This window comes from Parageobacillus sp. G301 (assembly GCF_030268025.1).
GTDB classification, from domain to species: Bacteria; Bacillota; Bacilli; order Bacillales; family Anoxybacillaceae; genus Parageobacillus_B; species Parageobacillus_B toebii.
The window spans coordinates 1,182,157-1,204,905 of the sequence record NZ_BSDB01000002.1 but is presented as its reverse complement, the minus strand read 5'-3'; the positions used below and the strand labels follow the sequence as shown (position 1 = coordinate 1,204,905).

Annotated in this window: 24 protein-coding genes and 1 other annotated feature; of the genes, 5 read left to right on the top strand and 19 right to left on the bottom strand. The window is 44.6% G+C overall.

The window, feature by feature from the left end; genetic code table 11:
* Positions 1 to 61 precede the first annotated feature (61 nt).
* Positions 62 to 292: a binding site (T-box leader), on the top strand.
* A 43-nt stretch (positions 293 to 335) separates the two neighbouring features.
* Positions 336 to 1,193, top strand: coding sequence for a pyrroline-5-carboxylate reductase ProI (gene proI, locus QSJ37_RS14910; RefSeq protein WP_285755901.1), 858 nt, complete (start codon positions 336 to 338; stop codon positions 1,191 to 1,193).
* Between the two features lie 105 nt (positions 1,194 to 1,298).
* Entirely contained in the window at positions 1,299 to 2,321 is a 1,023-nt protein-coding gene (gene namA / locus QSJ37_RS14905; protein ID WP_285755900.1) for an NADPH dehydrogenase NamA, read from the top strand.
* Positions 2,322 to 2,343: 22 nt separating this feature from the next.
* Here the strand turns inward: namA and rnz are convergent, their stop codons facing one another.
* Positions 2,344 to 3,270 carry a ribonuclease Z gene (rnz, locus tag QSJ37_RS14900; protein ID WP_285755899.1) on the bottom strand — a complete coding sequence of 309 codons (927 nt, stop codon included), beginning with the start codon at positions 3,268 to 3,270 and terminating at the stop codon, positions 2,344 to 2,346.
* 178 nt (positions 3,271 to 3,448) lie between these two features.
* Between rnz and zwf the strand changes: the two genes are divergently transcribed.
* Positions 3,449 to 4,930 carry a glucose-6-phosphate dehydrogenase gene (zwf, locus tag QSJ37_RS14895; protein WP_374719805.1) on the top strand — a complete coding sequence of 494 codons (1,482 nt, stop codon included), beginning with the start codon at positions 3,449 to 3,451 and terminating at the stop codon, positions 4,928 to 4,930.
* A 20-nt stretch (positions 4,931 to 4,950) separates the two neighbouring features.
* A complete protein-coding gene (locus QSJ37_RS14890; protein WP_015864405.1) occupies positions 4,951 to 5,568 on the top strand; it encodes a cyclase family protein in 618 nt (205 codons plus the stop codon).
* Between the two features lie 39 nt (positions 5,569 to 5,607).
* On the opposite strand, the gene gndA is transcribed toward QSJ37_RS14890, so the two are convergent.
* The 9 genes from gndA to mce form a co-directional block, all read right to left on the bottom strand.
* The gene (gndA, locus tag QSJ37_RS14885) at positions 5,608 to 7,020 is read right to left on the bottom strand and encodes an NADP-dependent phosphogluconate dehydrogenase (protein ID WP_285755897.1); all 1,413 of its coding nucleotides are present in this window, start codon (positions 7,018 to 7,020) and stop codon (positions 5,608 to 5,610) included.
* 163 nt (positions 7,021 to 7,183) lie between these two features.
* The gene (locus QSJ37_RS14880; protein ID WP_285755895.1) at positions 7,184 to 7,354 is read right to left on the bottom strand and encodes a hypothetical protein; all 171 of its coding nucleotides are present in this window, start codon (positions 7,352 to 7,354) and stop codon (positions 7,184 to 7,186) included.
* Positions 7,355 to 7,482: 128 nt separating this feature from the next.
* Positions 7,483 to 7,902, bottom strand: coding sequence for a type VII toxin-antitoxin system HepT family RNase toxin (gene hepT, locus QSJ37_RS14875; protein ID WP_062752844.1), 420 nt, complete (start codon positions 7,900 to 7,902; stop codon positions 7,483 to 7,485).
* On the bottom strand, positions 7,895 to 8,293 hold the full coding sequence (gene mntA, locus QSJ37_RS14870) for a type VII toxin-antitoxin system MntA family adenylyltransferase antitoxin (protein WP_285755893.1): 399 nt from the start codon (positions 8,291 to 8,293) through the stop codon (positions 7,895 to 7,897). The genes hepT and mntA overlap by 8 nt, the downstream gene beginning before the upstream one ends.
* Entirely contained in the window at positions 8,293 to 8,775 is a 483-nt protein-coding gene (locus QSJ37_RS14865) for a chemotaxis protein CheW (protein ID WP_285755891.1), read from the bottom strand. The genes mntA and QSJ37_RS14865 overlap by 1 nt, the downstream gene beginning before the upstream one ends.
* 80 nt (positions 8,776 to 8,855) lie before the next feature.
* Positions 8,856 to 9,974, bottom strand: coding sequence for a tripeptidase T (locus QSJ37_RS14860; protein ID WP_015864410.1), 1,119 nt, complete (start codon positions 9,972 to 9,974; stop codon positions 8,856 to 8,858).
* 30 nt (positions 9,975 to 10,004) lie between these two features.
* A complete protein-coding gene (locus QSJ37_RS14855; protein ID WP_285755889.1) occupies positions 10,005 to 10,247 on the bottom strand; it encodes a hypothetical protein in 243 nt (80 codons plus the stop codon).
* A 45-nt stretch (positions 10,248 to 10,292) separates the two neighbouring features.
* Positions 10,293 to 11,843: an acyl-CoA carboxylase subunit beta gene (locus QSJ37_RS14850; protein ID WP_081188266.1), complete on the bottom strand. Its 1,551-nt coding sequence runs from the start codon at positions 11,841 to 11,843 to the stop codon at positions 10,293 to 10,295.
* A gap of 17 nt (positions 11,844 to 11,860) precedes the next feature.
* Complete coding sequence (mce, locus tag QSJ37_RS14845) at positions 11,861 to 12,283, bottom strand: methylmalonyl-CoA epimerase (RefSeq protein ID WP_285755888.1); 423 nt, start codon at positions 12,281 to 12,283, stop codon at positions 11,861 to 11,863.
* Between the two features lie 168 nt (positions 12,284 to 12,451).
* Between mce and prli42 the strand changes: the two genes are divergently transcribed.
* Positions 12,452 to 12,547, top strand: a complete 96-nt coding sequence (gene prli42 / locus QSJ37_RS14840) for a stressosome-associated protein Prli42 (RefSeq protein ID WP_015864413.1) — start codon at positions 12,452 to 12,454, stop codon at positions 12,545 to 12,547.
* Between the two features lie 146 nt (positions 12,548 to 12,693).
* Here prli42 and QSJ37_RS14835 read toward each other — a convergent pair whose 3' ends face one another.
* From QSJ37_RS14835 to QSJ37_RS14795, 9 genes are all read right to left on the bottom strand, one after another.
* Entirely contained in the window at positions 12,694 to 13,197 is a 504-nt protein-coding gene (locus tag QSJ37_RS14835) for a L,D-transpeptidase (RefSeq protein WP_285755886.1), read from the bottom strand.
* 66 nt (positions 13,198 to 13,263) lie between these two features.
* On the bottom strand, positions 13,264 to 14,241 hold the full coding sequence (locus QSJ37_RS14830) for an aromatic acid exporter family protein (RefSeq protein WP_285755885.1): 978 nt from the start codon (positions 14,239 to 14,241) through the stop codon (positions 13,264 to 13,266).
* Positions 14,242 to 14,308: 67 nt separating this feature from the next.
* Positions 14,309 to 15,031: an amino acid ABC transporter ATP-binding protein gene (locus QSJ37_RS14825; RefSeq protein WP_285755884.1), complete on the bottom strand. Its 723-nt coding sequence runs from the start codon at positions 15,029 to 15,031 to the stop codon at positions 14,309 to 14,311.
* The gene (locus QSJ37_RS14820) at positions 15,024 to 15,683 is read right to left on the bottom strand and encodes an amino acid ABC transporter permease (RefSeq protein WP_015864417.1); all 660 of its coding nucleotides are present in this window, start codon (positions 15,681 to 15,683) and stop codon (positions 15,024 to 15,026) included. Before QSJ37_RS14820 ends, QSJ37_RS14825 begins: the two co-directional genes overlap by 8 nt.
* Positions 15,684 to 15,755: 72 nt before the next feature.
* Positions 15,756 to 16,538: a transporter substrate-binding domain-containing protein gene (locus QSJ37_RS14815; RefSeq protein WP_285755883.1), complete on the bottom strand. Its 783-nt coding sequence runs from the start codon at positions 16,536 to 16,538 to the stop codon at positions 15,756 to 15,758.
* Between the two features lie 225 nt (positions 16,539 to 16,763).
* Positions 16,764 to 17,195: a BrxA/BrxB family bacilliredoxin gene (locus QSJ37_RS14810; RefSeq protein ID WP_015864419.1), complete on the bottom strand. Its 432-nt coding sequence runs from the start codon at positions 17,193 to 17,195 to the stop codon at positions 16,764 to 16,766.
* A 40-nt stretch (positions 17,196 to 17,235) separates the two neighbouring features.
* Positions 17,236 to 18,336 (bottom strand): methylmalonyl Co-A mutase-associated GTPase MeaB, encoded by a 1,101-nt coding sequence (meaB, locus tag QSJ37_RS14805; RefSeq protein WP_285755881.1) that lies wholly within the window; start codon positions 18,334 to 18,336, stop codon positions 17,236 to 17,238.
* Positions 18,333 to 20,528, bottom strand: coding sequence for a methylmalonyl-CoA mutase (gene scpA, locus QSJ37_RS14800; protein WP_081188166.1), 2,196 nt, complete (start codon positions 20,526 to 20,528; stop codon positions 18,333 to 18,335). Before scpA ends, meaB begins: the two co-directional genes overlap by 4 nt.
* Positions 20,521 to 22,575 (bottom strand): methylmalonyl-CoA mutase family protein, encoded by a 2,055-nt coding sequence (locus tag QSJ37_RS14795; RefSeq protein WP_285755880.1) that lies wholly within the window; start codon positions 22,573 to 22,575, stop codon positions 20,521 to 20,523. Before QSJ37_RS14795 ends, scpA begins: the two co-directional genes overlap by 8 nt.
* Positions 22,576 to 22,749 lie beyond the last annotated feature (174 nt).

The window sequence follows — 22,749 nt, the reverse complement described above, 5'->3', positions numbered from 1 at the left end:
CTTTTCCTATTGACAACACACCTGTTTTCATTGCATAATTGCAAACAAAATTAAACATTGCAAACGGGCAATGAGTGGGGCCAGTAAACCATGAATGGTACCCAGAGAGTGAAACCCATAGGCTGGAAGGTTTCATTACCCTCTTCGTGGTTGAACCTACCCCATGAGCTGTTAGGAAAACCTAAACGCTCAACCGGCGTTATCGGTGAAGAGGTGGACTCTTTTTTGGCCGTCTGTCGGCAAAAGAGTCAAAAAAGGTGGTACCGCGGAAAAAAGACCTTCCGTCCTTTTTAGGATGCAAGGTCTTTTTTATTTGATCAAAAGGAGGAATCGCCGTGAAACGAGAAACGACCATTACGTTTATCGGTGCCGGTTCGATGGCAGAAGCACTTGTTTCCGGAATGACAAAAACATTGTACCAGCCTGAACAAATTATTATGACAAACCGTTGTAATCAAAAGCGGCTTGAATATATGAAAGAAACGTATGGAGTCCGGATCGAAACCAATAAAGAAAAAGCGGTAAAAGAAGCCGATATTGTCATTTTAGCGATGAAGCCGAAAGACGCGGCGGAAGGCATCATTTCCATTGCACCAATGATTGGCGAACACCAGCTGATCATTTCCGTGCTGGCTGGCGTTACGACGGAAACCATCGTTTCACTAATTGGTAAAAACGTTGCGGTGATTCGTGCCATGCCAAATACGTCAGCAACGATCGGTCAGTCTGCCACCGCCATCTCTCAAGGCCGTTTTGCTACTGAAACACATTTGGCGATTGCGAAAACGTTGTTTGAGACGGTGGGCATTGTCACGGTCGTTCCTGAACATGATTTGCACGCCGTTACAGGGCTTTCCGGAAGCGGACCTGCCTATGTCTATTATTTAGTGGAAGCAATGGAAAAAGCGGCGGAAGAAATCGGGCTTGACCGTACTGTCGCAAAAGAATTGATTTTGCAAACAATTATCGGCGCGGCACAAATGTTGCAAGCAACGAGCAAACATCCTTCTATCTTGCGCAAAGAAGTAACTAGTCCGGGCGGAACGACCGAAGCTGGCATTCAAGTGCTGGAGCGTTACCGATACCAGGAAGCGGTTGTTGCTTGTATCAAACGGGCAACGGAGCGATCCGAAGAGTTAGGAAAAGCGCTTGTTTCTTCTTCTTTTCCACGCGCTGCCGCTCCATCTCGCTAAATGTTGTGAGTGAAATCCTCTTCGCATAGTACGTATCGTTTTTCTTCTCCAAGTAAACGTGTTATTATTCAATTGAAAACGACTACTTGGGGGGAAAAACAGAGAATGGAAACGATGCTTTTTTCACCGTATACGATACGCGGGGTTACTATCAAAAACCGGATTGTTATGTCTCCTATGTGTATGTATTCTTGCGATACAGAAGATGGAAAAGTACGAAATTGGCATAAAATTCATTATCCGACACGTGCTGTCGGCCAAGTCGGTCTTATTATCGTTGAAGCGACTGCCGTTGCTGCTCAAGGAAGAATTTCGTCACGCGACTTAGGAATCTGGAGCGATGAGCATGTAGATGGATTGCGTGAATTAGCCTCGCTCGTCAAAGAGCATGGAGCTAAAATCGGCATCCAGCTTGCCCATGCCGGACGCAAATCGGAAGTAGATGGAGAAATTATCGCTCCTTCAGCAATTCCATTTAGTGAAAAAACACGCACTCCGAAAGAAATGACAAAAGCAGACATTGAAGAAACGATCCAAGCGTTCCAAAATGGTGCACGCCGCGCCAAAGAAGCTGGTTTTGATATCATTGAAATTCACGGTGCCCACGGCTATTTAATCAATGAATTTTTGTCGCCGCTATCGAACCGGCGGCAAGACGAGTATGGCGGTTCACCAGAAAACCGCTACCGCTTTTTAGGAGAAATTATCGATGCCGTAAGAGAAGTATGGGACGGACCGCTCTTTGTGCGCATTTCCGCTTCTGATTACCATCCGGAAGGTTTGACGGTCAAAGATTATATTCCATATGCAAAACGCATGAAAGAACAGGGAGTCGACCTTATCGACGTAAGTTCTGGAGCTGTCGTTCCCGCAAATATCCATGTGTATCCAGGCTACCAAGTTCCGTTTGCGGAAACGATTCGCCGCGAAGCGAATATTGCCACTGGCGCAGTTGGACTCATTACTTCCGGTCTGCAAGCGGAAGAAATTTTAAGAAGCGGCCGCGCGGATTTAGTATTTCTCGCCCGTGAACTGTTACGCAACCCATATTGGCCATACGCCGCTGCAAAAGAGTTGGGAACTGCGATTTCCGCTCCAGTACAATATGAGCGGGGATGGCGTTTCTAAAGCTGCCGATTTTCCGGCAGCTTTATTTTTTTCGCGGAATGATGAAAGAAGAAAAATCGGATGCCAACTCCGTATTCGGAAACAACTCTCTCGCCTGCTCTAGCAGTTCTTCACTTAGCGTTCCTTGATAACGGGAACTAATATGAGTTAAAATCAGTCTCTTTACTCCAGCAAGTTTCGCCACTTCCGCCGCTTGGACAGCGGTGGAATGAAAATAATCGTGCGCCAAAGCGCTATCCTCTGCCGCAAACGTTGCTTCATGAACGAGCACATCTGCTTCTTTCGCCAGTTCCACGCTCGCTTCGCAATAGCGTGTATCGCCAAGAATCGCGACAATTCTCCCTTTTTGTGGAGGACCGACAAAGTCACGCCCATCAATGACCGTACCGTCGTCTAACTGCACCGTTTTCCCTAGCTTAATTTGTTGATAAATAGGACCGGGACGAATGCCGAGCGCCTTCAATTTATCTACTAAAAGTGTGCCAGGCAAATCTTTTTCCACAACCCGAAAGCCATAGGAAGGGATGCCGTGATCGAGCTGCTTGGCAATCACTAAAAATCGTTCGTCCTCAAAAATCGTTCCTTCCTCGATTTCGACAACTTGCAGGTCGTATTTCAAACGTGTGCAACTAATGGAAAGCGATATTTCGATAAACGCTTGAATTCCTTTCGGGCCATATATGGTTAACGGTGTATCCCCGCCTTGAAAAGAGCGGCTGCCAAGCAATCCCGGCAACCCAAAAATATGATCACCGTGAAGATGGGTGATAAAAATATTTTCAATTCGTCTCGGACGAATGGACGTATGCAAAATTTGATGTTGTGTCGCCTCTCCACAATCAAATAACCACGTTGCCCCGCGTTCTTCTAATAGCTGCAGCGCAATCGATGATACGTTTCTTTCCTTTGCCGGTACTCCAGCTCCTGTACCTAAAAACAATAATTCCAACGCACCCACTCCTTATGTAAAGCAACTTTTGTCTGTTGTTAGCGTATCAATGTTTTGTGCCTTATTTCAACACTCTTTTACAAAAACATAAAATGTTTGCGTTCATCGCCATAAATCTCTACAATTAATTACTTGAAGAGACAAATTTGGCTAAAGCGAGGTACATATCGTGAACAACATGAATCCGAAATCATTAATTGTGATTTTTGGTGCAACTGGTGACTTAGCAAAACGCAAATTATTTCCTTCTATTTACCGATTATATGAAAAAGGAAAACTGTCCGAAGAATTTGCCGTTGTCGGTGTCGCACGACGACCGCTATCCAATGATGAATTTCGCAATTATGTCCGTCAATCAGTGGAAAATGCGCTTAATCAAGAATTAAGCGATCAGCGCTTCGTATCTCATTTTTATTATCATCCATTCGATGTAACCGATACGGCTTCTTACCAGCAATTAAAGTCATTGCTTCAACAATTAGATGAAATATATCATGTTGATGGAAACCGCATTTTTTATTTAGCGATGGCGCCAGAATTTTTTGGCACGATTACGTCCCGCTTAAAATCGGAAGGTCTTACCGCGACAAACGGCTGGAAGCGGCTCGTCATTGAAAAACCGTTCGGCCATGACCTTCAAAGCGCGCAACAACTAAATGAAGAAATTCGTCAATCGTTTTCAGAAAATGAAATTTACCGTATCGACCACTATCTTGGCAAGGAAATGGTGCAAAACATCGAAGTAATCCGTTTTTCGAACGCGATTTTTGAGCCGCTTTGGAACAACCGATTTATTTCTAACATTCAAATTACGTCAAGCGAAACGCTTGGTGTCGAGGACCGCGGACGCTATTACGACCATTCCGGAGCGCTTCGGGATATGGTGCAAAATCACATGTTGCAAATGGTCGCGCTCTTGGCGATGGAACCGCCGATTAAACTGACAACCGATGACATCCGCAACGAAAAAATAAAAGTGCTTCGCGCGCTACGGCCAATTTCTCACGAGGAAGTAGACCAATACTTTGTACGAGGGCAATACGGCAGAGGAATCGTCAACGGAAAAGAAGTCATCAGCTACCGTGAGGAAAATAACGTCGATCCAAACTCCAATACAGAAACGTTTGTAGCCGGAAAGTTGATGATCGATAATTTCCGTTGGGCCGGCGTGCCGTTTTATATTCGCACAGGTAAACGCATGACAGAAAAATCAACGAAAATTGTTGTCCAATTTAAAGATGTGCCAATGAACTTGTATTATCGGACAAATGAAAAAATCCAGCCAAACTTATTGATTATTCATATACAGCCGGATGAAGGCATCACCCTTCATTTAAACGGTAAAAAAAGCGGCGAATATATGAAAACAACACCAATTAAATTAGACTACTGCAACAACTGCATCGATGGCATTAACACGCCAGAAGCGTATGAAAAATTGTTATATGACTGCATGCGCGGCGATGCAACAAACTTTACGCATTGGGATGAAGTAGCTGCTTCATGGCAATTTGTCGACCCTATTTCCGAAGTATGGGAAAATACAAAAGCTATCGATTTTCCAAACTATGAAGCCGGATCGATGGGACCGAAAGCTTCAGATGAATTGTTGCAAAAAGATGGGTTCCATTGGTGGCCGATTTACCACCCTAAACAATAACGAAGGGAGCTAATGAAACGATGAAATTTTATGACGTGACCGCACCAATTTTTGAAGGAATGCCTGTCTATAAAAATAAACCGGAAAAACAACCGAAACTAACGAGCGTGACAAATGATTACGTCACGGAATCCCGTATTGACATGGATGTACATACCGGAACCCATATCGATGCGCCGCTTCATATGGTCAAAGGCGGCGAAACGTTTGAAACGATTTCTCTCGACCGCCTCGTTGGCACATGCAAACTATTCGATCTTACGCATGTGAGCGATAAAATTTCGAAAGAGGATATCGCTTCATTAGATATTCATGAAAATGATTTTGTATTGTTTAAAACGAAAAACTCGCTAGAAGATGCCTTTAATTTTGAATTTATTTATGTTGCTGAAGATGCGGCCCGATATCTTGCCGATAAAAAAGTTCGTGGCGTTGGCATCGACGCCCTAGGCATTGAACGAAGCCAGCCGGGGCATCCGACGCATAAAACGTTATTTTCCGCAGGTGTGATCGTGATCGAAGGGCTGCGGTTAAAAGACGTTCCAGAAGGCTCATACTTTATGGTCGCAGCACCGCTTAAACTTGTCGGCACGGACGCCGCGCCGGCGCGTGTTATTTTATTTGAAAACATGCAATAAAAAAATTCCCCTTATTGCGAGGCAATAAGGGGAATTTTTTTACTTCTTCAACCACTCTGTATGGAAAACTCCTTCTTTGTCTACACGTTCATATGTGTGCGCGCCAAAGTAGTCGCGCTGTGCTTGAATTAAGTTCGCCGGCAATGTTTCCATCCGGTAGCTGTCATAATATGCTAACGCGCTTGAGAATGCCGGAACTGGAATGCCACGCATAACAGCGATTGCAATGATTTCACGCAACGCTTCTTGATAATTTTCCACAATGTCTTTGAAATACGGGTCTAACAATAAGTTTGGCAACTGTGGATCGCGATCGTATGCGTCTTTAATTTTTTGCAAAAATTGCGCGCGAATGATGCAGCCGCCGCGGAAAATCATCGCAATATTGCCGTACTGCAAATTCCAGTTATATTCATCAGACGCCGCTTTCATTTGCGCAAAACCTTGGGCATACGAACAAATTTTGCTCATGTACAGCGCACGGCGCACCGCTTCGATAAAGCGGGCACGATCGCCTTCAAACGGTTTGACCGCAGGACCAGAAAGAAGTTTGCTCGCTTTCACCCGTTCGTCTTTCATCGCCGAAATAAAGCGGGCAAACACTGATTCCGTGATGATTGGAAGCGGCACTCCTAGGTCAAGCGCATTTTGGCTTGTCCATTTTCCCGTTCCTTTTTGACCGGCTTTATCTAAAATAACATCGACAAGCGGCTTGCCCGTTTCCTCATCGATCTTTGTAAAAATATCTGCCGTAATTTCGATTAAATAGCTATTTAATTCACCTTTATTCCACTCGGCAAACACTTCATGCAGCTCTTGGGCGTTTAAGCCGAGCACATGCTTTAACAAGAAGTACGCTTCGGCAATGAGCTGCATATCGCCGTATTCAATGCCGTTATGAACCATTTTCACATAATGTCCCGCACCGTCCGGACCGATGTACGTCGTGCACGGCTCGCCATCTACTTTCGCCGCAATCGCTTCGAAAATCGGACGAACAAGTTCATGCGCTTCTTTTTGGCCACCAGGCATGATGGATGGACCTTTTAACGCGCCTTCTTCGCCGCCCGAAACACCCGTGCCGATAAAGTGAATGCCAAGTTCAGCTAATTCTTTGTTGCGGCGCTGTGTATCTTTGAAATACGTATTGCCGCCATCGATTAAAATATCACCTTTTTCTAGATATGGTTTTAATTGTTCAATGGTTGCGTCCGTCGGCGCACCTGCTTTCACCATTAACAAAATTTTCCGCGGTTTTTCAAGTGCATTGACAAATTCTTCAATGCTGTATGTACCAACAATATTTTTTCCTTGCGCTTCCTTTAAAAATTCGTCCGTCTTTTCACGGGAACGATTATACACGGCAACTGAATATCCCTTGCTTTCAATATTTAGCGCAAGGTTTTTTCCCATTACTGCTAATCCAATGACGCCAATTTGTTGTTTTGCCATCGTCAAACGTTCCTTTCTATAAACTTTTTATTTTGTTCATGAAAGAACATACCACAGTTCATTTTACCATATCAAGTTTTTCAATTACATTTAGAACAGCTTTCCGCGGACATAATGTTTCTGAAAAAAAGAAGTCCTGGTTTCAGGACTCTGTAAGATTATCTTAATATATGCCATAGTGATGGCCGTATGGATGATGCGGGAAGTGATGATGGTGATAATGGTAATACGGATAGTGATAAGGATAATACGGATAATGATGATAATGATACGGGTAATAATGATGTGGATAGTATCCACCATCCGGATACATTTCAAATTGTCTGTCGTCCATTTAAAATTCCCTCCTTGATAATAGAATGAAGTTCATTTCTTCCTTTTCTAGTTCTAGGATATGTGCGGAATGCAAAAAGGTATAGGCGAAAACCTAAAAATAAAAAGGCTGCATCAAGCAGCCACTCCTCATGATTCCTTGTTTTCTTGCACCAACACTTGCTTCGCATATTCACGAAAGTCATCGAGATGTTTTTCGACAATCATTTGAACGATCTGCAAATTAATTTCCTGATAATCATGGACCGCAATATTGCGAAAACCGACCATTGCTTTCATTTTCTTCATAACCGATTCAGTAATGATATGATTTTTGTAAAGCAATTCGAACGCGTCACGGCTTGTTTGTGGAATGCCTAATTTTTTTTCTGCCACAATATGCATAGCGATATCGATGCTTGCCTCACATGCCCGTTGTATATTCAAAATAATGGAGTCTTGTTTTGTATAGTTTTGTAAATTTTTCGGATTGTTATCATATTCTTCGTTTATTCTTTTGATGCAGCGCTCAATAACGCTAATTTTGTTGAGGATGACATCATTATTCATACACCGCTCCCCTTTTGCGAATCCGCTCGAGAATTTCTGCCCGCTCTTCGTTTAATTTCGCATATTCCTTGAACACTTTCATCTCAAATTGTGCTTTTTTATCATCATCGGCACAATACAGCACTTTCCCCTTCCCAACAACTTGCGCTTGAAAAACGGTCGTTGCTTCTTTCAAATCAACTAAGTCAACGTCATAATTCAAGATTGCCGCAAGCTCCCCGGCAACCATAAACCGTTCGTAATGGCTTAATGTTCGTTCGCTTAAAAAAGCAAGATCAATATCGCTATCTTGCCGCGCTTGTTGTTGCGCTTCAGAACCGAAAAGATAGATGACATAAGGATTTATTTTTTTTACAAGAAATTGGACAATGGTTTGAAAATCATGATTCATTAGACTCTCTCCGTTTCTAAGGAAAAAGCCGCACTATAAATATGCTCCTTAATCGCTTTCGTCCCTTCCAAATGGGCAAATAATCGGTTTGGGTCAATTAATGTAATCAACCGCTCCGGCAAGCTGGCGATCCCGACAAGATATGGTGTTTGCTCGTACGCAAGCATATTCACTTGCTTTACTGCTTCTTCCGGAATATCGAGAATCTCTTTCGCCTCATCGACAATAAACGCAACGGAAATATCTTCGGCCTTGGTGACAACAAGACGCGTCCTACCCGTTTCTTCAAAAGGACGACCGTACAACAGTTTTCGCGTATCAAGCACCGGCACCAACTCGCCGCGAATGCGAACGACTCCGACCATATAATCTGGCATTTGCGGAACGATTGTTGGAGCCATCATTTTTTCAATGGAAATGACAAGCTCAACCGGTATCGCATATTGTTCACGCTCCAATTGAAAAACGACAAATTTTTTCATTCGACCGCCTCCCCTCACCGTCTATCGCTCTACTCTATTTCTATATAGAAAGAAGCATCCAAACAATGGATGCTCCGTTATTATTTTGCCACTTCTTCGACGATTGCGACAACCATTTCCGTTAATTTGACAAGCTCTTCAATCGGCATGCGTTCATTCGTCGTATGAATATCTTCGTAGCCAACTGCTAAGTTCACTGTCGGAATGCCAAAACCGGCAATGACGTTCGCGTCGCTGCCGCCGCCGCTGCGAAGCAATTCGCACGGACGCCCGATTTTTGCCGCGGCACGTTTTGCAACCTCCACAACATGGTCGCCGTCGCCGAACTTAAATCCTGGATACATCACCTCGACATCTACTTCGGCGCGTCCTCCCATTTCTTCGGCAACCGTTTCAAATGCCTCTTTCATTTTTGCGACTTGGGCTTCCATCTTTTCCGGCACTAAGGATCGTGCTTCTGCTAAAATATCGACGCGGTCGCAGACGATGTTCGTTTGCGTTCCACCTTCAAAACGGCCGATGTTTGCCGTTGTTTCTTCATCAATGCGGCCGAGAGGCATTTGAGCAATTGCTTTTGCGGCGATCGTAATTGCCGATACGCCTTTTTCAGGAGCGACGCCGGCATGCGCCGTTTTTCCGTGAACAACGACTTTCAATTTTGCTTGTGTCGGCGCGGCAACGACGATGTTTCCGACTTTGCCATCGCTGTCTAACGCATAGCCAAATTTTGCTTGAATCAATGACGGATCGAGCGCTTTCGCTCCGACAAGGCCAGATTCTTCCCCGACCGTAATGATAAATTGAATCGTGCCATGCGGAATGTTTTGCTCTTTTAAGACGCGAATCGCCTCGAACATCGCCGCCAATCCCGCTTTATCGTCCGCTCCTAAAATCGTCGTTCCATCGGTCACGACATATCCATCTTGGATGGACGGCTTCACTCCTTTTCCAGGAACAACGGTATCCATATGGGACGTAAAATAAATCGGGTCTACCCCTTCTTTTGTCGCTTCTAACGTACAAATTAAGTTTCCAGCGCCATGTCCGGTTTTCGCCGCTGCATCATCTTCAATGACATGCAGTCCAAGCGCTTCAAATTTTTGCTTTAATACTTTGGCGATTTCTCCTTCATGCTTTGTCTCCGAATCGATTTGCACGAGTTCCAAAAATTCGTCGACTAAACGTTGCTGATTGATCATGTTCGTTCTTCCTCCTACTTATGTACTCATTTAAAAGTATACCCGATTTAACCAACGATTGCGAAAAATTGTTTTTGAAGAATAAAAAAAGCCCGGTTTCCGCGAATCGATGTCGCTGCCTCTTGACAGTCCGAAAGCAGCCATGGCAGATATAATTCCCGTCAAATCACGTTCTAGAAAGATGGAACGCACTTTAATGTTCGCGGCATAAATATGCCAATAGTTAGCGGTAACTCTTTCTATTTTTGAAAAATAAAAAACGATTCGAATCAATCAAACCCGCCGCCACAGATGATCGTGGCAGCGGGTTTGATTGTTTTACAACGGAATATTTCCATGTTTTTTCTTCGGACGTTCCTCGTGTTTATTCCGAAGCATTTCGAGCGCTTGGATGAGTTTGATTCTCGTATCACGCGGATCGATGACATCATCGACCATGCCGTATTTCGCCGCAACGTATGGGTTGGCAAATTTACTGCGATATTCTTCGATCTTTTGCGCCCGCGTCTCTTCCGGATTTGGGCTGTTTTCGATTTCGCTTGCAAAAATGATATTCGCCGCTCCTTGCGGACCCATGACGGCGATTTCCGCATTCGGCCACGCGTAAACGACATCGGCGCCAATCGACTTGCTGTTGAGCGCCACATACGCGCCGCCGTATGCTTTCCGCAAAATGACGGTAATTTTCGGGACGGTCGCCTCGGAATATGCATACAAAATTTTCGCTCCGTGGCGAATGATGCCTCCATGTTCCTGCTTGACACCCGGGAAAAAGCCAGTGACATCTTCAAATGTAATAATCGGGATGTTAAATGAGTCACAGAAGCGGATAAATCGCGCCGCTTTATCCGATGAATCAATATCAAGACCGCCAGCCATAAATTTCGGCTGATTGCACACAAGCCCGACGACTTCGCCTTTAATGCGAGCAAAACCGATGACAATATTTTTAGCAAAATCTTTTTGTACTTCCATAAACGAACCTTCATCAACGACCTGCAAAATGACGTTGCGCACATCATACGGACGGACTGCGTCAATCGGCACAACATCCGCTAAATCAGGCCGATAATCGTCTCCGTTTGGAATCGGGCCAAACGGCGGTTTTTCTTGATTGTTTTGCGGCAAATAACTTAACAGCTGCCGCACTTTATTAAGCACTTCTTCCTCGGTTGCACCGGAAAAGTGAGCGTTACCGCTGATCGTGTTGTGGACGCGGGCGCCGCCTAAATCTTCGGCGCTAATTTTTTCCCCTGTCACCGCTTCGATCACTTTCGGTCCTGTAATAAACATTTGGCTCGTTTTTTCCACCATAAAGACAAAATCGGTGATCGCCGGTGAATATACGGCACCACCCGCACAAGGCCCCATGATTACAGAAATTTGCGGAATGACACCGGAATAAATCGAGTTACGGTAGAAAATATGGCCATAACCATCTAACGACAAGACCCCTTCTTGAATGCGCGCTCCGCCTGAATCGTTGAGACCAATTACAGGTGCGCCTGTTTTTGCGGCTAAATCCATAATATTCGCAATTTTTTTCGCGTGCATTTCTCCAAGCGCACCGCCGAATACGGTAAAATCTTGGGAAAAGACAAATACGGTGCGGCCGTTGATTTTCCCATATCCGGTCACAACGCCGTCTCCTGGGCCTTTTTTTCCATCTAAACCGAAATCGGTACAACGATGCTCGATAAATGGATTCAGTTCCACAAATGTTCCTTCATCAAGAAGCAAGTCAATACGCTCACGGGCTGTCAGTTTTCCTTTGGCGTGCTGCTTTTCAATTTTATCGTCACCGCCGCCTAATTCGATTTCGCGGCGGCGGTCGTACAACTCATTAATTTTATCATACATGTCTGTCATTATTGTTGTATTTGCCATTATTGCTGCACCTCCGCATCCGTCTTTTCGCAAAGTTCATACAAAACGCCTCCTGTTGATTTCGGATGCATAAACGCAACGAGCGCCCCGCCAGCGCCGCGTTTTGGTGCATCTTGAATCATGCGAATTCCTTTTTCCTTTAATTCATTAATACGTTCTTGAATATGATCAACACCAAGTGCAACGTGATGAATTCCTTCTCCTCGTTTTTCGATAAACTTAGCGATCGCACTATCTGGCGACGTCGGCTCTAATAATTCAATTTTTGTCTCTCCTGCCTTTAAAAAAGCGACTTTTACTTTTTCTGATTCCACTTCCTCGATGCCAAGCAACTTCAGCTGCAAAATATCGACATAAAATAGCAACGCTTTCTCGATAGACTTAACGGCAATTCCAACATGGTCTACTTTTTTTACATCCATTGTCCAATCCCCTTTGCTGTAGAATGTTGCGAACATTAAGTATATTCGATATTTCGACAAAAAATCCTGCTTTTTCTCTTACAATCATGGACAAGTTTTTCCCTTGTCCCCCTGTTTTCATCACGGTACAATGATAGACAGGAACGTTTGCATAAGGGAGGAACAGAAATGTCCCGCAAAAAAACACAAAAATTAGTCGTTTATTTAATGCTGATCGCTATGCTCATTACAACGATTTTAACCGGCATCAGCATGTGGGTTTAAGTAAGAAAAGCGAAGGCGGCCCAATTTCGCCTAAAGGCCTCCCATATCCTTCGGGTGGTGAATGTTGCCTTCTTGGCTTTGCGAAACACTTTTTTGTAGATGCAAAAAGGGCAAGCTTCATTATTGCGGAGCTTGCCCTTTTATAGTCATAGTGCGCCATACCGTTTGGCAATTGCATAAAACGATTCGTTGCTGCGAACAATCACTACTTTTGTGCCAATCGGGATTTTTTCATACAATTGTTCGACATCGCGATTGTACATGCGCACACAGCCTTTCGATACATATTTTCCGATGGATGATGGATTATTCGTTCCATGAATCCCATATATGCGTCCGTCCGTTCCTCTAGCATTAAATCCAACCCACCGTGTTCCAAGCGGATTGTTCGGCGCACCGCCCGGGATATTTTGTTTGCGATAATATGGTTTTTCCGCCTTGACAGTAACCATAAACAATCCTTCTGGCGTTAGTGACTCATTAAAACCAGTGGCGACAGGATATACGGCTTCAATTTTTCCGTTATGAATAAAGGCGAGTTGATTGACCGCCTTATTGATAATAATAAACGGTTTTGTTTCTGCCGTCCCAGAAGCGGGGATGGATAAAAATGAAAATAACATAAGTATCATTGTTAATATAAAGCGCATATTTCCCACACCCTTTGTTTTTTTTGTTATAGTGTGAGGCAAAAGGGGAGTGGGCATACATATTTGTTACATGGCAGCAGAAGCCCGTTTTTTTCCTTCTGAAACACGAAATTGACTTTTTATAATCAAATATTGTTCAAGTTCTTTCACTAAGTGCAGCAAAGCAGCTCGTTCCTCAAATTCTTCTCGCGTTTTTGGAAGAGGCATTGTTTCAAACCTTTTTTTCATACAATGAAGTTCACGAAGAAAGCGGTCTGCCGTATTTCCCGGATGAACGGCATCGCTTAATTTGTCGATAAAATCGGCGACAATGTTGCGTTGCTCCACCGTATAAGTGAGTGATGTGACAAGCGGCAATACTCGTTCAATAATTTCCAGTTGCTTCTCTCTCATTCGAAAATAATGATAATATCCTTCTTCACTTCGCAGCATATGATTTTCAACATTTCTTATCGCAAGCAGTTTTGCCTTTTGTAAAATATCTGCTGCTAACGTCAATTCTTTTCCATCCCAATCGGTTTCATTGGTGCGCAAGTAACGAACGATCTCCTTCAGAATAATGCGAAATAAATCTTCAACAATGCGCTGGTATTCCTTTAATTGCTTTTCCACACTTGGCATATACATATTCATTAATAAGGCAACAGTAATGCCGATTAAAATAAGCAACAATTCATTGCAAATAATTTCCCACGTAAACTTCCCTGCCGCGTACAAATGGAGAATGATAACCGAACTTGTCGCAATCCCTTCATTTACTTTTAACCACACTGTTGTTGGAATAAAAAAGAGCAGCATTAATCCGACGGTAAACGGGTAATACCCTATTCCTTGGAAAAAAATATACGAAAACAGCATCGCGACAACACATGCGACAAAACGAGCCCATGCGGCTTTTAACGATCTTTTTTTCGTTACTTGAACGCATAAAATCGTAATGATGCCGGCAGAGGCAAAATTATGTAATCCCACTAGCTGAGCGATGCTAATTGAAAGCGCGGTGCCTATTGCTGTTTTCGCTGTGCGATATCCAATCTTCACCATTTTTTCATTCCCCTGCTTAAAAAAGTAAAAAAGATGATCCAAGGGACCATCTTTTTATTGTACTTTATTATAGCATCTTTTCAAGAAATTCTTGAGCCCGCTTGCTTTTCGGAGATGTGAAAAATTCTTGCGGAGGCGCGTCCTCGATGAGCTGGCCGCCGTCTAAAAACAACACCCGGTCGGCAACTTCGCGGGCAAAGCCCATTTCGTGCGTAACAATCGCCATCGTCATTCCCGTATGGGCAAGCGACTTCATGACTTCAAGCACTTCTTTGACCATTTCCGGATCCAACGCTGACGTTGGTTCGTCAAACAACATTACATCCGGCGACATGGCAAGCGCCCTCGCAATCGCTACGCGCTGTTTTTGGCCTCCCGACAGCCGGCTTGGATATTCGTTTGCCTTTTGTTCCAATCCGACCTTTTTCAACAGTTCAATTCCTTTCGCTTCCGCTTCGGCCTTTGTCATTCCTTTTACTTTAATCGGCGCATACGTGACGTTTTCAAGCACGGTCATATGCGGAAACAAATGGAAATGCTGAAACACCATGCCGACATGCTGGCGCACTTTCATAATGTTTGTCTTTTTATCTGTAATTTCCTCGTCACCGATCCAAATTCTCCCCCTTGTCGGTTCTTCCAACAAGTTTAAGCAGCGTAAAAACGTGGATTTTCCTGACCCAGATGGACCAATAACCGCCACTACTTCGCCTTGCTTAATCGTTGTTGTAATTCCTTTTAATACTTCTAATTTGCCAAACGATTTATGCAAATCTTCTACTTTAATCACTTTTTCTCAATCTCCCTTCTAACGCTTTGCCAAGCAGCGTAAGAAGCATGACTAAAACGTAGTAAATAAGCCCGGCAATCAACAGCGGCTCAATATACCGATACACTTGTCCGCCAACGATGTAAGCACGCCGCATGACATCCATTGCTCCAATTACCGTTACGACTGCAGATTCTTTCGTCAATGTAATAAATTCATTCATCAATGCCGGTAAAATATTTTTCAGCGCTTGCGGCAAAATAATATCACGCATCATTAGCTTGTATGGAACACCAAGCGCCAGCGCCGCTTCCCGCTGCCCTTTATCAACGGCTAAAATGCCGGCGCGGATGATTTCAGAAACATAGGCGGCAGAGTTTAGCCCGAACGCGATGACCGCTGCGGGAAATGCGTCAATTTCAACACCGGTAAGCTGCGGTATTCCAAAATAAATAAGGACAAGCTGCAACACAAGCGGCGTGCCGCGAAATACGGATGTATACGCATCGGCAAACCATGTCAAAACCTTCATTCTGCCAATTTTCATTAACGCTAAAATAACTCCAAGCACAAACCCTAACAGCACCGCGAAAACGACAATTTTCAATGTAACTGCAATTCCTGCTAATATAAATGGAATTGATGGAACAATTTGTGAAAAATCTAAGTTCACCGAGCCTTCATCCTTCCTTGCAACATAGTGAAAACGTTCAAAAAGGACCCCCCTTTTTGAACGCATTACAAATTATTGGTCAAACCATTTTTTAATCAACTTGTCCACTTCGCCGTTTTTGATCTTTTCTTGCAATACTTTATTAAACTCATCGCGAAGCTTGCTTCCTTTTGGAAAAGCAATCGCATATCCTGATTTTTCTTTGTCTGTCGGGATTGTATGGCCTTCTAGTTTGCCATTGCTGCTATCTAGATATCCTTTTGCAACTGTATCTTCGATAATTGCTGCATCAAAGCGCCCTGCTTGAATCTCTTGAATTAACTCCGGAATGCGGTTGCGGCTTTCAATTTTCATGTCAACTTTCTTTGCAATTTTATTTGCTTCTCCTTCTTGAATCGAGCCGGTTTGAACACCAACCGTTTTTCCTTTTAAATCCTCAACTGTTTTAATGCCGCTTCCTTTCTTGGAAACGATCATGTTTCGCGCTACATAATACACATCCGAGAAATCAACGTTTTTCTTGCGTTCTTTCGTTGGAGTCATCCCCGCCAATACAAAATCTACTTTTCCTGACTGCAGTGCTGGGATAAGACCGCTAAAATCCATATCAACAATTTGAACGTCATATCCCAATTCTTTCGCAATCATTTTCGCCAAATCGACATCAAATCCGATAATTTCATTGCCTTTTGTGGTATCGATATATTCAAATGGCGCATAGTCGGCGGAAGTACCCATTTTTAACACTTTCTTTTGTTCTCCGCTTCCGTTTTTCTGTTCTCCGCCTGTGCCGCATGCCGAGAGCAAACCAATTAATAAAATGCTAGCAATAAAAAGCAACAATGATTTTTTCATACGGTGTCTCTCCCTCTCTTCTCAAAAGTTTAAATAATTTTTATAATATTGCGAAATAAGTTTTGAAGATTAATAATGCATACTTGTTTTTTGAATATATATTCTATGTTTTGTATATTAACACACATAGTAATAATTATGCAATCTATTTTTTAATTATAAATAAATTATTTTTGCTTTTTGAGAATAACAAAATAAATAACGGAGCTGAAAAATTCAGCTCCGTTATACTTCATCGCAATATTGATCAAACGCCGCCTGCAGCTTTTGGACGACTTCGATCGGCTCGTGCCCTTCGATTTCATGACGATGAATCATCGTACAAAGCTTGCCGTCCTTTAGTAAAGCGAAAGATGGAGAAGAAGGCGGCTGTCCTTCAAAATATTCCCTTGCTCGCGCTGTTGCCTCTTTATCTTGGCCGGCAAATACGGTTACAAGATGGTCTGGACGTTTGTCATAATGAATCGCATGCGCCGCTGCAGGACGGGCAATGCCCCCCGCACAGCCGCATACCGAGTTAATCATTACAAGCGTTGTGCCCGGTCGCTTAAATGCGGCATCCACTTCTTCAGGTGTACGCAATTCTTCAAAGCCAGCCTCCACGATTTCGCGGCGCGATTGTTCCACGATATCATTAAATAACGGAAATTGAAACATGCTCAAGCACCTCCTTTTCTTATCGTATCACATTTTTCCATTACGACCTACTTTCATATATCTTAATGAGTTCTCGCACCGCGGAAGTAACGGATTGCGTTCCAGAAATAACGTTATTTTCAATGACCGGCAGCTTTTCTTTTACTGCGGGATGGGAAAAGAAACTCGTTTCTAAATAATCTTTAATCATTGAGTAAATCCAATCTTTTTGCTGATGGCGCCGGCGCATGTCAAACACGCCTGATTGTTTCGTCGTTTCTACAAACTTCTGAATCACGTTCCAAATTTCTTCGATGCCTTCTCCTAAAAGAGCCGAACACGTATATGCTTTTGTCTCCCACCCTGGTGTCGCTGGGCGCAAATAATGAAGAATCTGATTATACTCTTTTTGCGCGGCCAGCGCTTTTGGCTTATTGTCTCCGTCCGCTTTATTAATGACAACCGCATCGGTTAATTCCATAATTCCGCGTTTTATTCCTTGCAAATCGTCCCCAGCGCCTGTTAAAACAAGCATTAAAAAGAAATCGACCATGCCGCGTACGACAAATTCGCTTTGCCCGACACCAACCGTTTCTACCAAAATAACATCATATCCTGCCGCTTCGCAAAGCATCATCGTCTCACGCGTTTTTCGATGCACACCGCCGAGCGCTCCTCCTGATGGCGACGGACGGATAAATGCACGCGGATGGCGCGCTAACGACTCCATCCGCGTTTTATCGCCAAGAATACTGCCGCCTGTTAAAGAACTGCTCGGGTCAACCGCTAATACGGCAACACGGTGCCCTTGTTCGCATAAAAACGTGCCAAACGCTTCAATAAACGTGCTTTTTCCTGCTCCCGGCACGCCGGTGATGCCAATGCGGATCGATTTTCCGACATGTGGAAGCAGTTCGTTTAACACTTGTTGGGCAATGTCCATATGCTTGGGCGCATTGCTCTCAACAAGGGTGATTGCCTGGGCTAAAATCGTGCGGTCATTGTTCAACACGCCTTCGACATATTCTTTTACTGACCTTTCTTTCCGCTTCACCCAACGTTTTGGCGAAGCGGAAGCAGTGGTTTTCACATAAGCGGTCGCAAACTCACTTTCTCTCTCTTTTTCCACCCATTCAGGGCGATGCGTCCGTTCGCCGTTCATTGCCTCACTTCCTCGTAGCCGAGACGTTTATAAATTTCTTTCAATACTTTTTCCGCTGCGGTTGGAATGACCGTGCCTGGTCCGAAAATCGCCGCCGCTCCATGCTCATACAAAAATTCATAGTCTTGCGGCGGAATAACGCCGCCGACGACGACAATAATGTCTTCGCGGCCAAGCTTCCGCAATTCCTCCACTAATTGCGGCAATAATGTTTTATGCCCGCCGGCAAGCGAACTGATCCCAACGACATGGACGTCGTTTTCGACCGCCTGACGCGCCGTTTCTTCCGGAGTTTGGAACAATGGACCGATATCGACGTCAAATCCTAAGTCGGCAAAGGCAGTGGCGATCACTTTCGCTCCGCGGTCATGGCCGTCTTGCCCCATTTTCGCTACCATTAAACGCGGACGGCGGCCTTCTAATTCATAAAATTCATTAGTCATTTTCTTGACTCGCTCGAATTGTTCTTCATTTGTGAATTCGGAGCTGTACACCCCGCTAATCGAGCGAATGACCGCTTTGTGTCGCTTGGCTACTTTTTCGATCGCGTACGAAATTTCGCCTAATGTCGCGCGGGCGCGCGCTGCCTGTACGGCGAGCTCGAGCAAGTTTCCTTCTCCCGTTTCCGTCGCTTTTGTAATCGCGTCAAGCGCTTCCTGCACTTTTTGTTCATCACGGGAAGCGCGCAGCTGTTTTAATTTTTCGATTTGCCGCATCCGAACCGCCGTATTGTCGACTTCTAAAATCTCGATTGGTTCTTCTTTTTCCGGGCGATATTTGTTGACGCCGATAATCGTTTCCGCACCAGAATCGATTCTCGCTTGGCGTCTTGCCGCCGCTTCCTCGATGCGCATTTTCGGAAGCCCCGTTTCAATCGCTTTCGCCATGCCTCCAAGGCTTTCGATTTCTTCAATATGCTTCCACGCGCGATTCATCAATTCGTTCGTTAACGTTTCCACATAGTAAGAACCTGCCCATGGGTCAATGACATTGCAAATGCCTGTTTCATCTTGCAAGTAAAGCTGCGTATTGCGGGCGATGCGCGCGGAGAAATCAGTCGGAAGCGCGATCGCTTCATCGAGCGCGTTCGTATGCAACGATTGCGTATGCCCAAGCGCAGCGGCGTGCGCTTCAATACATGTACGCACAACGTTGTTAAATGGATCTTGCTCGGTTAAGCTCCAGCCAGATGTTTGCGAATGCGTCCGCAATGCGAGCGATTTTGGATTTTTCGGATTGAACGTTTTCATCATTTTTGCCCACATAATGCGCGCCGCGCGCATTTTCGCGACTTCCATGAAATAGTTCATGCCGATTGCCCAGAAGAATGACAATCTTGGCGCGAACGAGTCAATATCAATTCCTGCTTTTAATCCTGTACGAACATATTCTAATCCGTCCGCAAGCGTATACGCCAATTCAATATCCGCCGGCGCTCCCGCTTCTTGCATATGATATCCGGAAATGCTGATGCTGTTAAACTTTGGCATGTATTTGGAAGTGTATTCAAAAATGTCAGCGATAATGCGCATCGACGTTTCCGGAGGATAAATATACGTGTTGCGCACCATATATTCTTTTAAAATATCGTTTTGAATCGTTCCGGAGAGCTTATCTTGCGTGACGCCTTGCTCTTCGGCGGTGACGATATAAAATGCCATAATCGGCAGCACCGCGCCGTTCATGGTCATCGATACCGATATTTGATCAAGCGGAATGCCGTCAAACAAAATTTTCATATCTAAAATCGAATCGACCGCCACTCCCGCTTTGCCGACGTCACCAACGACGCGCGGATGGTCGGAGTCATAGCCGCGGTGGGTCGCAAGGTCAAACGCGACGGACAGCCCCTTTTGTCCCATCGCTAAGTTGCGTCGATAAAATGCGTTGCTTTCTTCCGCTGTCGAAAAACCTGCGTATTGCCGGATCGTCCACGGCCGATTCACGTACATCGATGGATACGGTCCGCGCAAATACGGTGGAATTCCCGGCATATAATCAAGAAAATCAAAGCCTTCGATATCTTTTTTCGTATATAGCGGTTTTACGGTGATATGTTCATTTGTTTGAAACAATAAGTCATCGATGGACGCGCGCACTTTTTCTTCGATCGCCTGCTTCCATTGCTGTTCATCTGCCGTTTTTTCCGGCATGCGCAGCGAAATATTTGTAAAATCTACCTTTTTACTCATTGAGGTCCACCCCCATTTCCTTCATAAACGATACAATCGTTTCATAACAATTCGAACCGATGTGAATAAAACCATCCACGCCAGCTTGCACGAATGATTGTTCCACATCCGGCGCTTGCTTTCCAGCCACGTACAACTTCATATTTGAATTCGCTTGCTTTAACGCTTTCGCGATGGCAGGAACGATGTCCGTGTAGCTTTCATCAGATCCGCAAATAATATAATGCGTGCCGTTTGCGTTTATTGCTTCCGACACCGCTTTCTCAGCGGTATGTACCCCTTCGCTTTTCACTACTGCCATGCCGCCGGCTTCAAAAAAGCCGGTAATAAAATCGGCGCGTGCTTTATAGTTTGGAATGGAGCCAATGTTAATTAAATGCACCGTCGGACGCGCTCCATGTTTTTCAAGATGCGCTTCCGAAGCTTTGCGCAGTTGTTCAAACGGTTCGGCCAAGCGCCATTGTTTGATCGGCTTGACGCTTACGGATGCTTCATCTGCTTTTAATGCCGCTTCGATTTCCTGAGCGGTTGCTCGACGAACTGCCATAAAAATAGCTGTCTCGATCCATCGTTTTTCACCGAATCCCGCTTGCAATTGTGCGACGTTTTCTTCGTTTAGCGCTGAAGAAGATAGTTGTTTTTCATCGTTTTCGTTGTTTTCACTCGCTTTTTGCACAGGCGCTTCCGCTAAGTTGGCGTAAAAGTTCGTTCCAACAATCTTTTCTTTCCGTTTTTTCACATTATTTTTTCGCTGTTCGGCGACGTTTTCCACTTCTGCTTGTACAAAACCGTCTTGAAGTGCTTTCACGATACCGCCTTTTTCTTCGATTTGCTGGAACAGCTTCCACGCCTCTTCCGCCACTTGCGCCGTCAATGTTTCGACATAGTACGAACCGCCGGCCGGATCGATGACATTGGCGATATGCGCTTCTTCCAACAAAATAAGCTGTGTATTGCGGGCGATTCTTCGAGAAAATTCGTCCGCGCGTCCAATCGCTTCATCAAACGGAGAGACGTGAAGACTGTCGGCGCCGCCAATGGTTGCGGCGAACGCTTCCGCCGTCGCCCGAAGCATGTTTACATATGGATCGTAAACCGTTTTCGTAAAATAAGACGTGCGCGCATGCATCGCGATTTTTTGCGATGATTCGCTGCCGCCAAACGCCTGTACGATGTTGGACCAAACAAGTCTTGCTGCGCGAAGCTTTGCGATTTCCATAAAAAAGTTCGAACCGATTGCAAACGAAAAGTGGATTTGCGGCGCAATGGCATCAATCACCAATCCTCTGTCCAAGCATGCACGAATATATTCCACCGCTGTTGCGAACGCAAACGCTAATTCTTGAACCGCGTTTGCCCCGCCGTTATGGTACGGTTCGCCGCGGACAATGACCGTCTTTACACCCTGCATGTTTTCTTTTGCCCATTTCGTCACATCGGCCATCACGTCGTACAATGCCGCAAGCGGGGTTGAAAGCTGGCCTTTTTCCGCAAGTGCACCGACTGGATCCATCCCAATCGTTCCGCGCACTGCGTCAAATGGTATTTGCTGTTTTTGCAAATAGGCGGCAAGCAATGCCAAAAATGAAAGCGATTGTGCCCCCGCATCGATGCGAAGCGAATATTTATCCAAAGAAATGCCGGAAAACATGGCTTCGATATCGTCAACCGATGTTACCGGAAAACCTAGCCGTTCCAACACGATATGGATTTCTGTTTGCCCTCTTTCCAAATCGTGTTTAACGATTTCATTCCACTCCGTCGGACTGCTAGCTGAAATTTCCTGGCTGACCTTCCATGGTTCGCGAATATATCCGTTCGGCTTGGTTCCGCGAACATAGCCCGGAAAACCTGGATACTGTTCGACATGAGCAAGCGACTCTATGTCCTGACGCGTATAAATGGGTTTAATCGTGATATTTTCATATGTAGTCGAATAAAGTTTTTCGAATGGCTTCCCTTTTAACGACTTCTCGACTTCCTGTTTCCATTCCTCGAAGCTTGGAATGGGAAACGACTGCTGCTTCATCGCTGAAATATCGCTCACTGCGTTCTCCCCCTTATATCTTTTCTCCCATCCTTTAGAAATCGCTTTCTTTTTCATTTTTAAAAATATTGCTGATATTTTTATTGTAATATATGAGGAGAGTTCTAGCAATGAACAAAACGCAATCCGTCTTTTGATAATTTATCAAAATAAACGGCAAATATCAGGAAGGGC

What these genes read in the sequence shown, in the direction of transcription:
- namA (WP_285755900.1), top strand. Translation starts at nt 1,299, where the DNA reads ATGGAAACGATGCTTTTTTCACCGTATACGATACGCGGGGTTACTATC.
- QSJ37_RS14850 (WP_081188266.1), bottom strand. Translation starts at nt 11,843, where the DNA reads ATGACAGACATGTATGATAAAATTAATGAGTTGTACGACCGCCGCCGC.
- QSJ37_RS14810 (WP_015864419.1), bottom strand. Translation starts at nt 17,195, where the DNA reads ATGTTTCAATTTCCGTTATTTAATGATATCGTGGAACAATCGCGCCGC.
- QSJ37_RS14880 (WP_285755895.1), bottom strand. Translation starts at nt 7,354, where the DNA reads ATGGACGACAGACAATTTGAAATGTATCCGGATGGTGGATACTATCCA.
- QSJ37_RS14890 (WP_015864405.1), top strand. Translation starts at nt 4,951, where the DNA reads ATGAAATTTTATGACGTGACCGCACCAATTTTTGAAGGAATGCCTGTC.
- zwf (WP_374719805.1), top strand. Translation starts at nt 3,449, where the DNA reads ATGAATCCGAAATCATTAATTGTGATTTTTGGTGCAACTGGTGACTTA.
- mce (WP_285755888.1), bottom strand. Translation starts at nt 12,283, where the DNA reads ATGGATGTAAAAAAAGTAGACCATGTTGGAATTGCCGTTAAGTCTATC.
- QSJ37_RS14860 (WP_015864410.1), bottom strand. Translation starts at nt 9,974, where the DNA reads ATGATCAATCAGCAACGTTTAGTCGACGAATTTTTGGAACTCGTGCAA.
- meaB (WP_285755881.1), bottom strand. Translation starts at nt 18,336, where the DNA reads ATGAACGGCGAACGGACGCATCGCCCTGAATGGGTGGAAAAAGAGAGA.
- mntA (WP_285755893.1), bottom strand. Translation starts at nt 8,293, where the DNA reads ATGAATCATGATTTTCAAACCATTGTCCAATTTCTTGTAAAAAAAATA.
- prli42 (WP_015864413.1), top strand. Translation starts at nt 12,452, where the DNA reads ATGTCCCGCAAAAAAACACAAAAATTAGTCGTTTATTTAATGCTGATC.
- QSJ37_RS14830 (WP_285755885.1), bottom strand. Translation starts at nt 14,241, where the DNA reads ATGGTGAAGATTGGATATCGCACAGCGAAAACAGCAATAGGCACCGCG.
- hepT (WP_062752844.1), bottom strand. Translation starts at nt 7,902, where the DNA reads ATGAATAATGATGTCATCCTCAACAAAATTAGCGTTATTGAGCGCTGC.
- QSJ37_RS14865 (WP_285755891.1), bottom strand. Translation starts at nt 8,775, where the DNA reads ATGAAAAAATTTGTCGTTTTTCAATTGGAGCGTGAACAATATGCGATA.
- gndA (WP_285755897.1), bottom strand. Translation starts at nt 7,020, where the DNA reads ATGGCAAAACAACAAATTGGCGTCATTGGATTAGCAGTAATGGGAAAA.
- scpA (WP_081188166.1), bottom strand. Translation starts at nt 20,528, where the DNA reads ATGAGTAAAAAGGTAGATTTTACAAATATTTCGCTGCGCATGCCGGAA.
- QSJ37_RS14815 (WP_285755883.1), bottom strand. Translation starts at nt 16,538, where the DNA reads ATGAAAAAATCATTGTTGCTTTTTATTGCTAGCATTTTATTAATTGGT.
- QSJ37_RS14835 (WP_285755886.1), bottom strand. Translation starts at nt 13,197, where the DNA reads ATGCGCTTTATATTAACAATGATACTTATGTTATTTTCATTTTTATCC.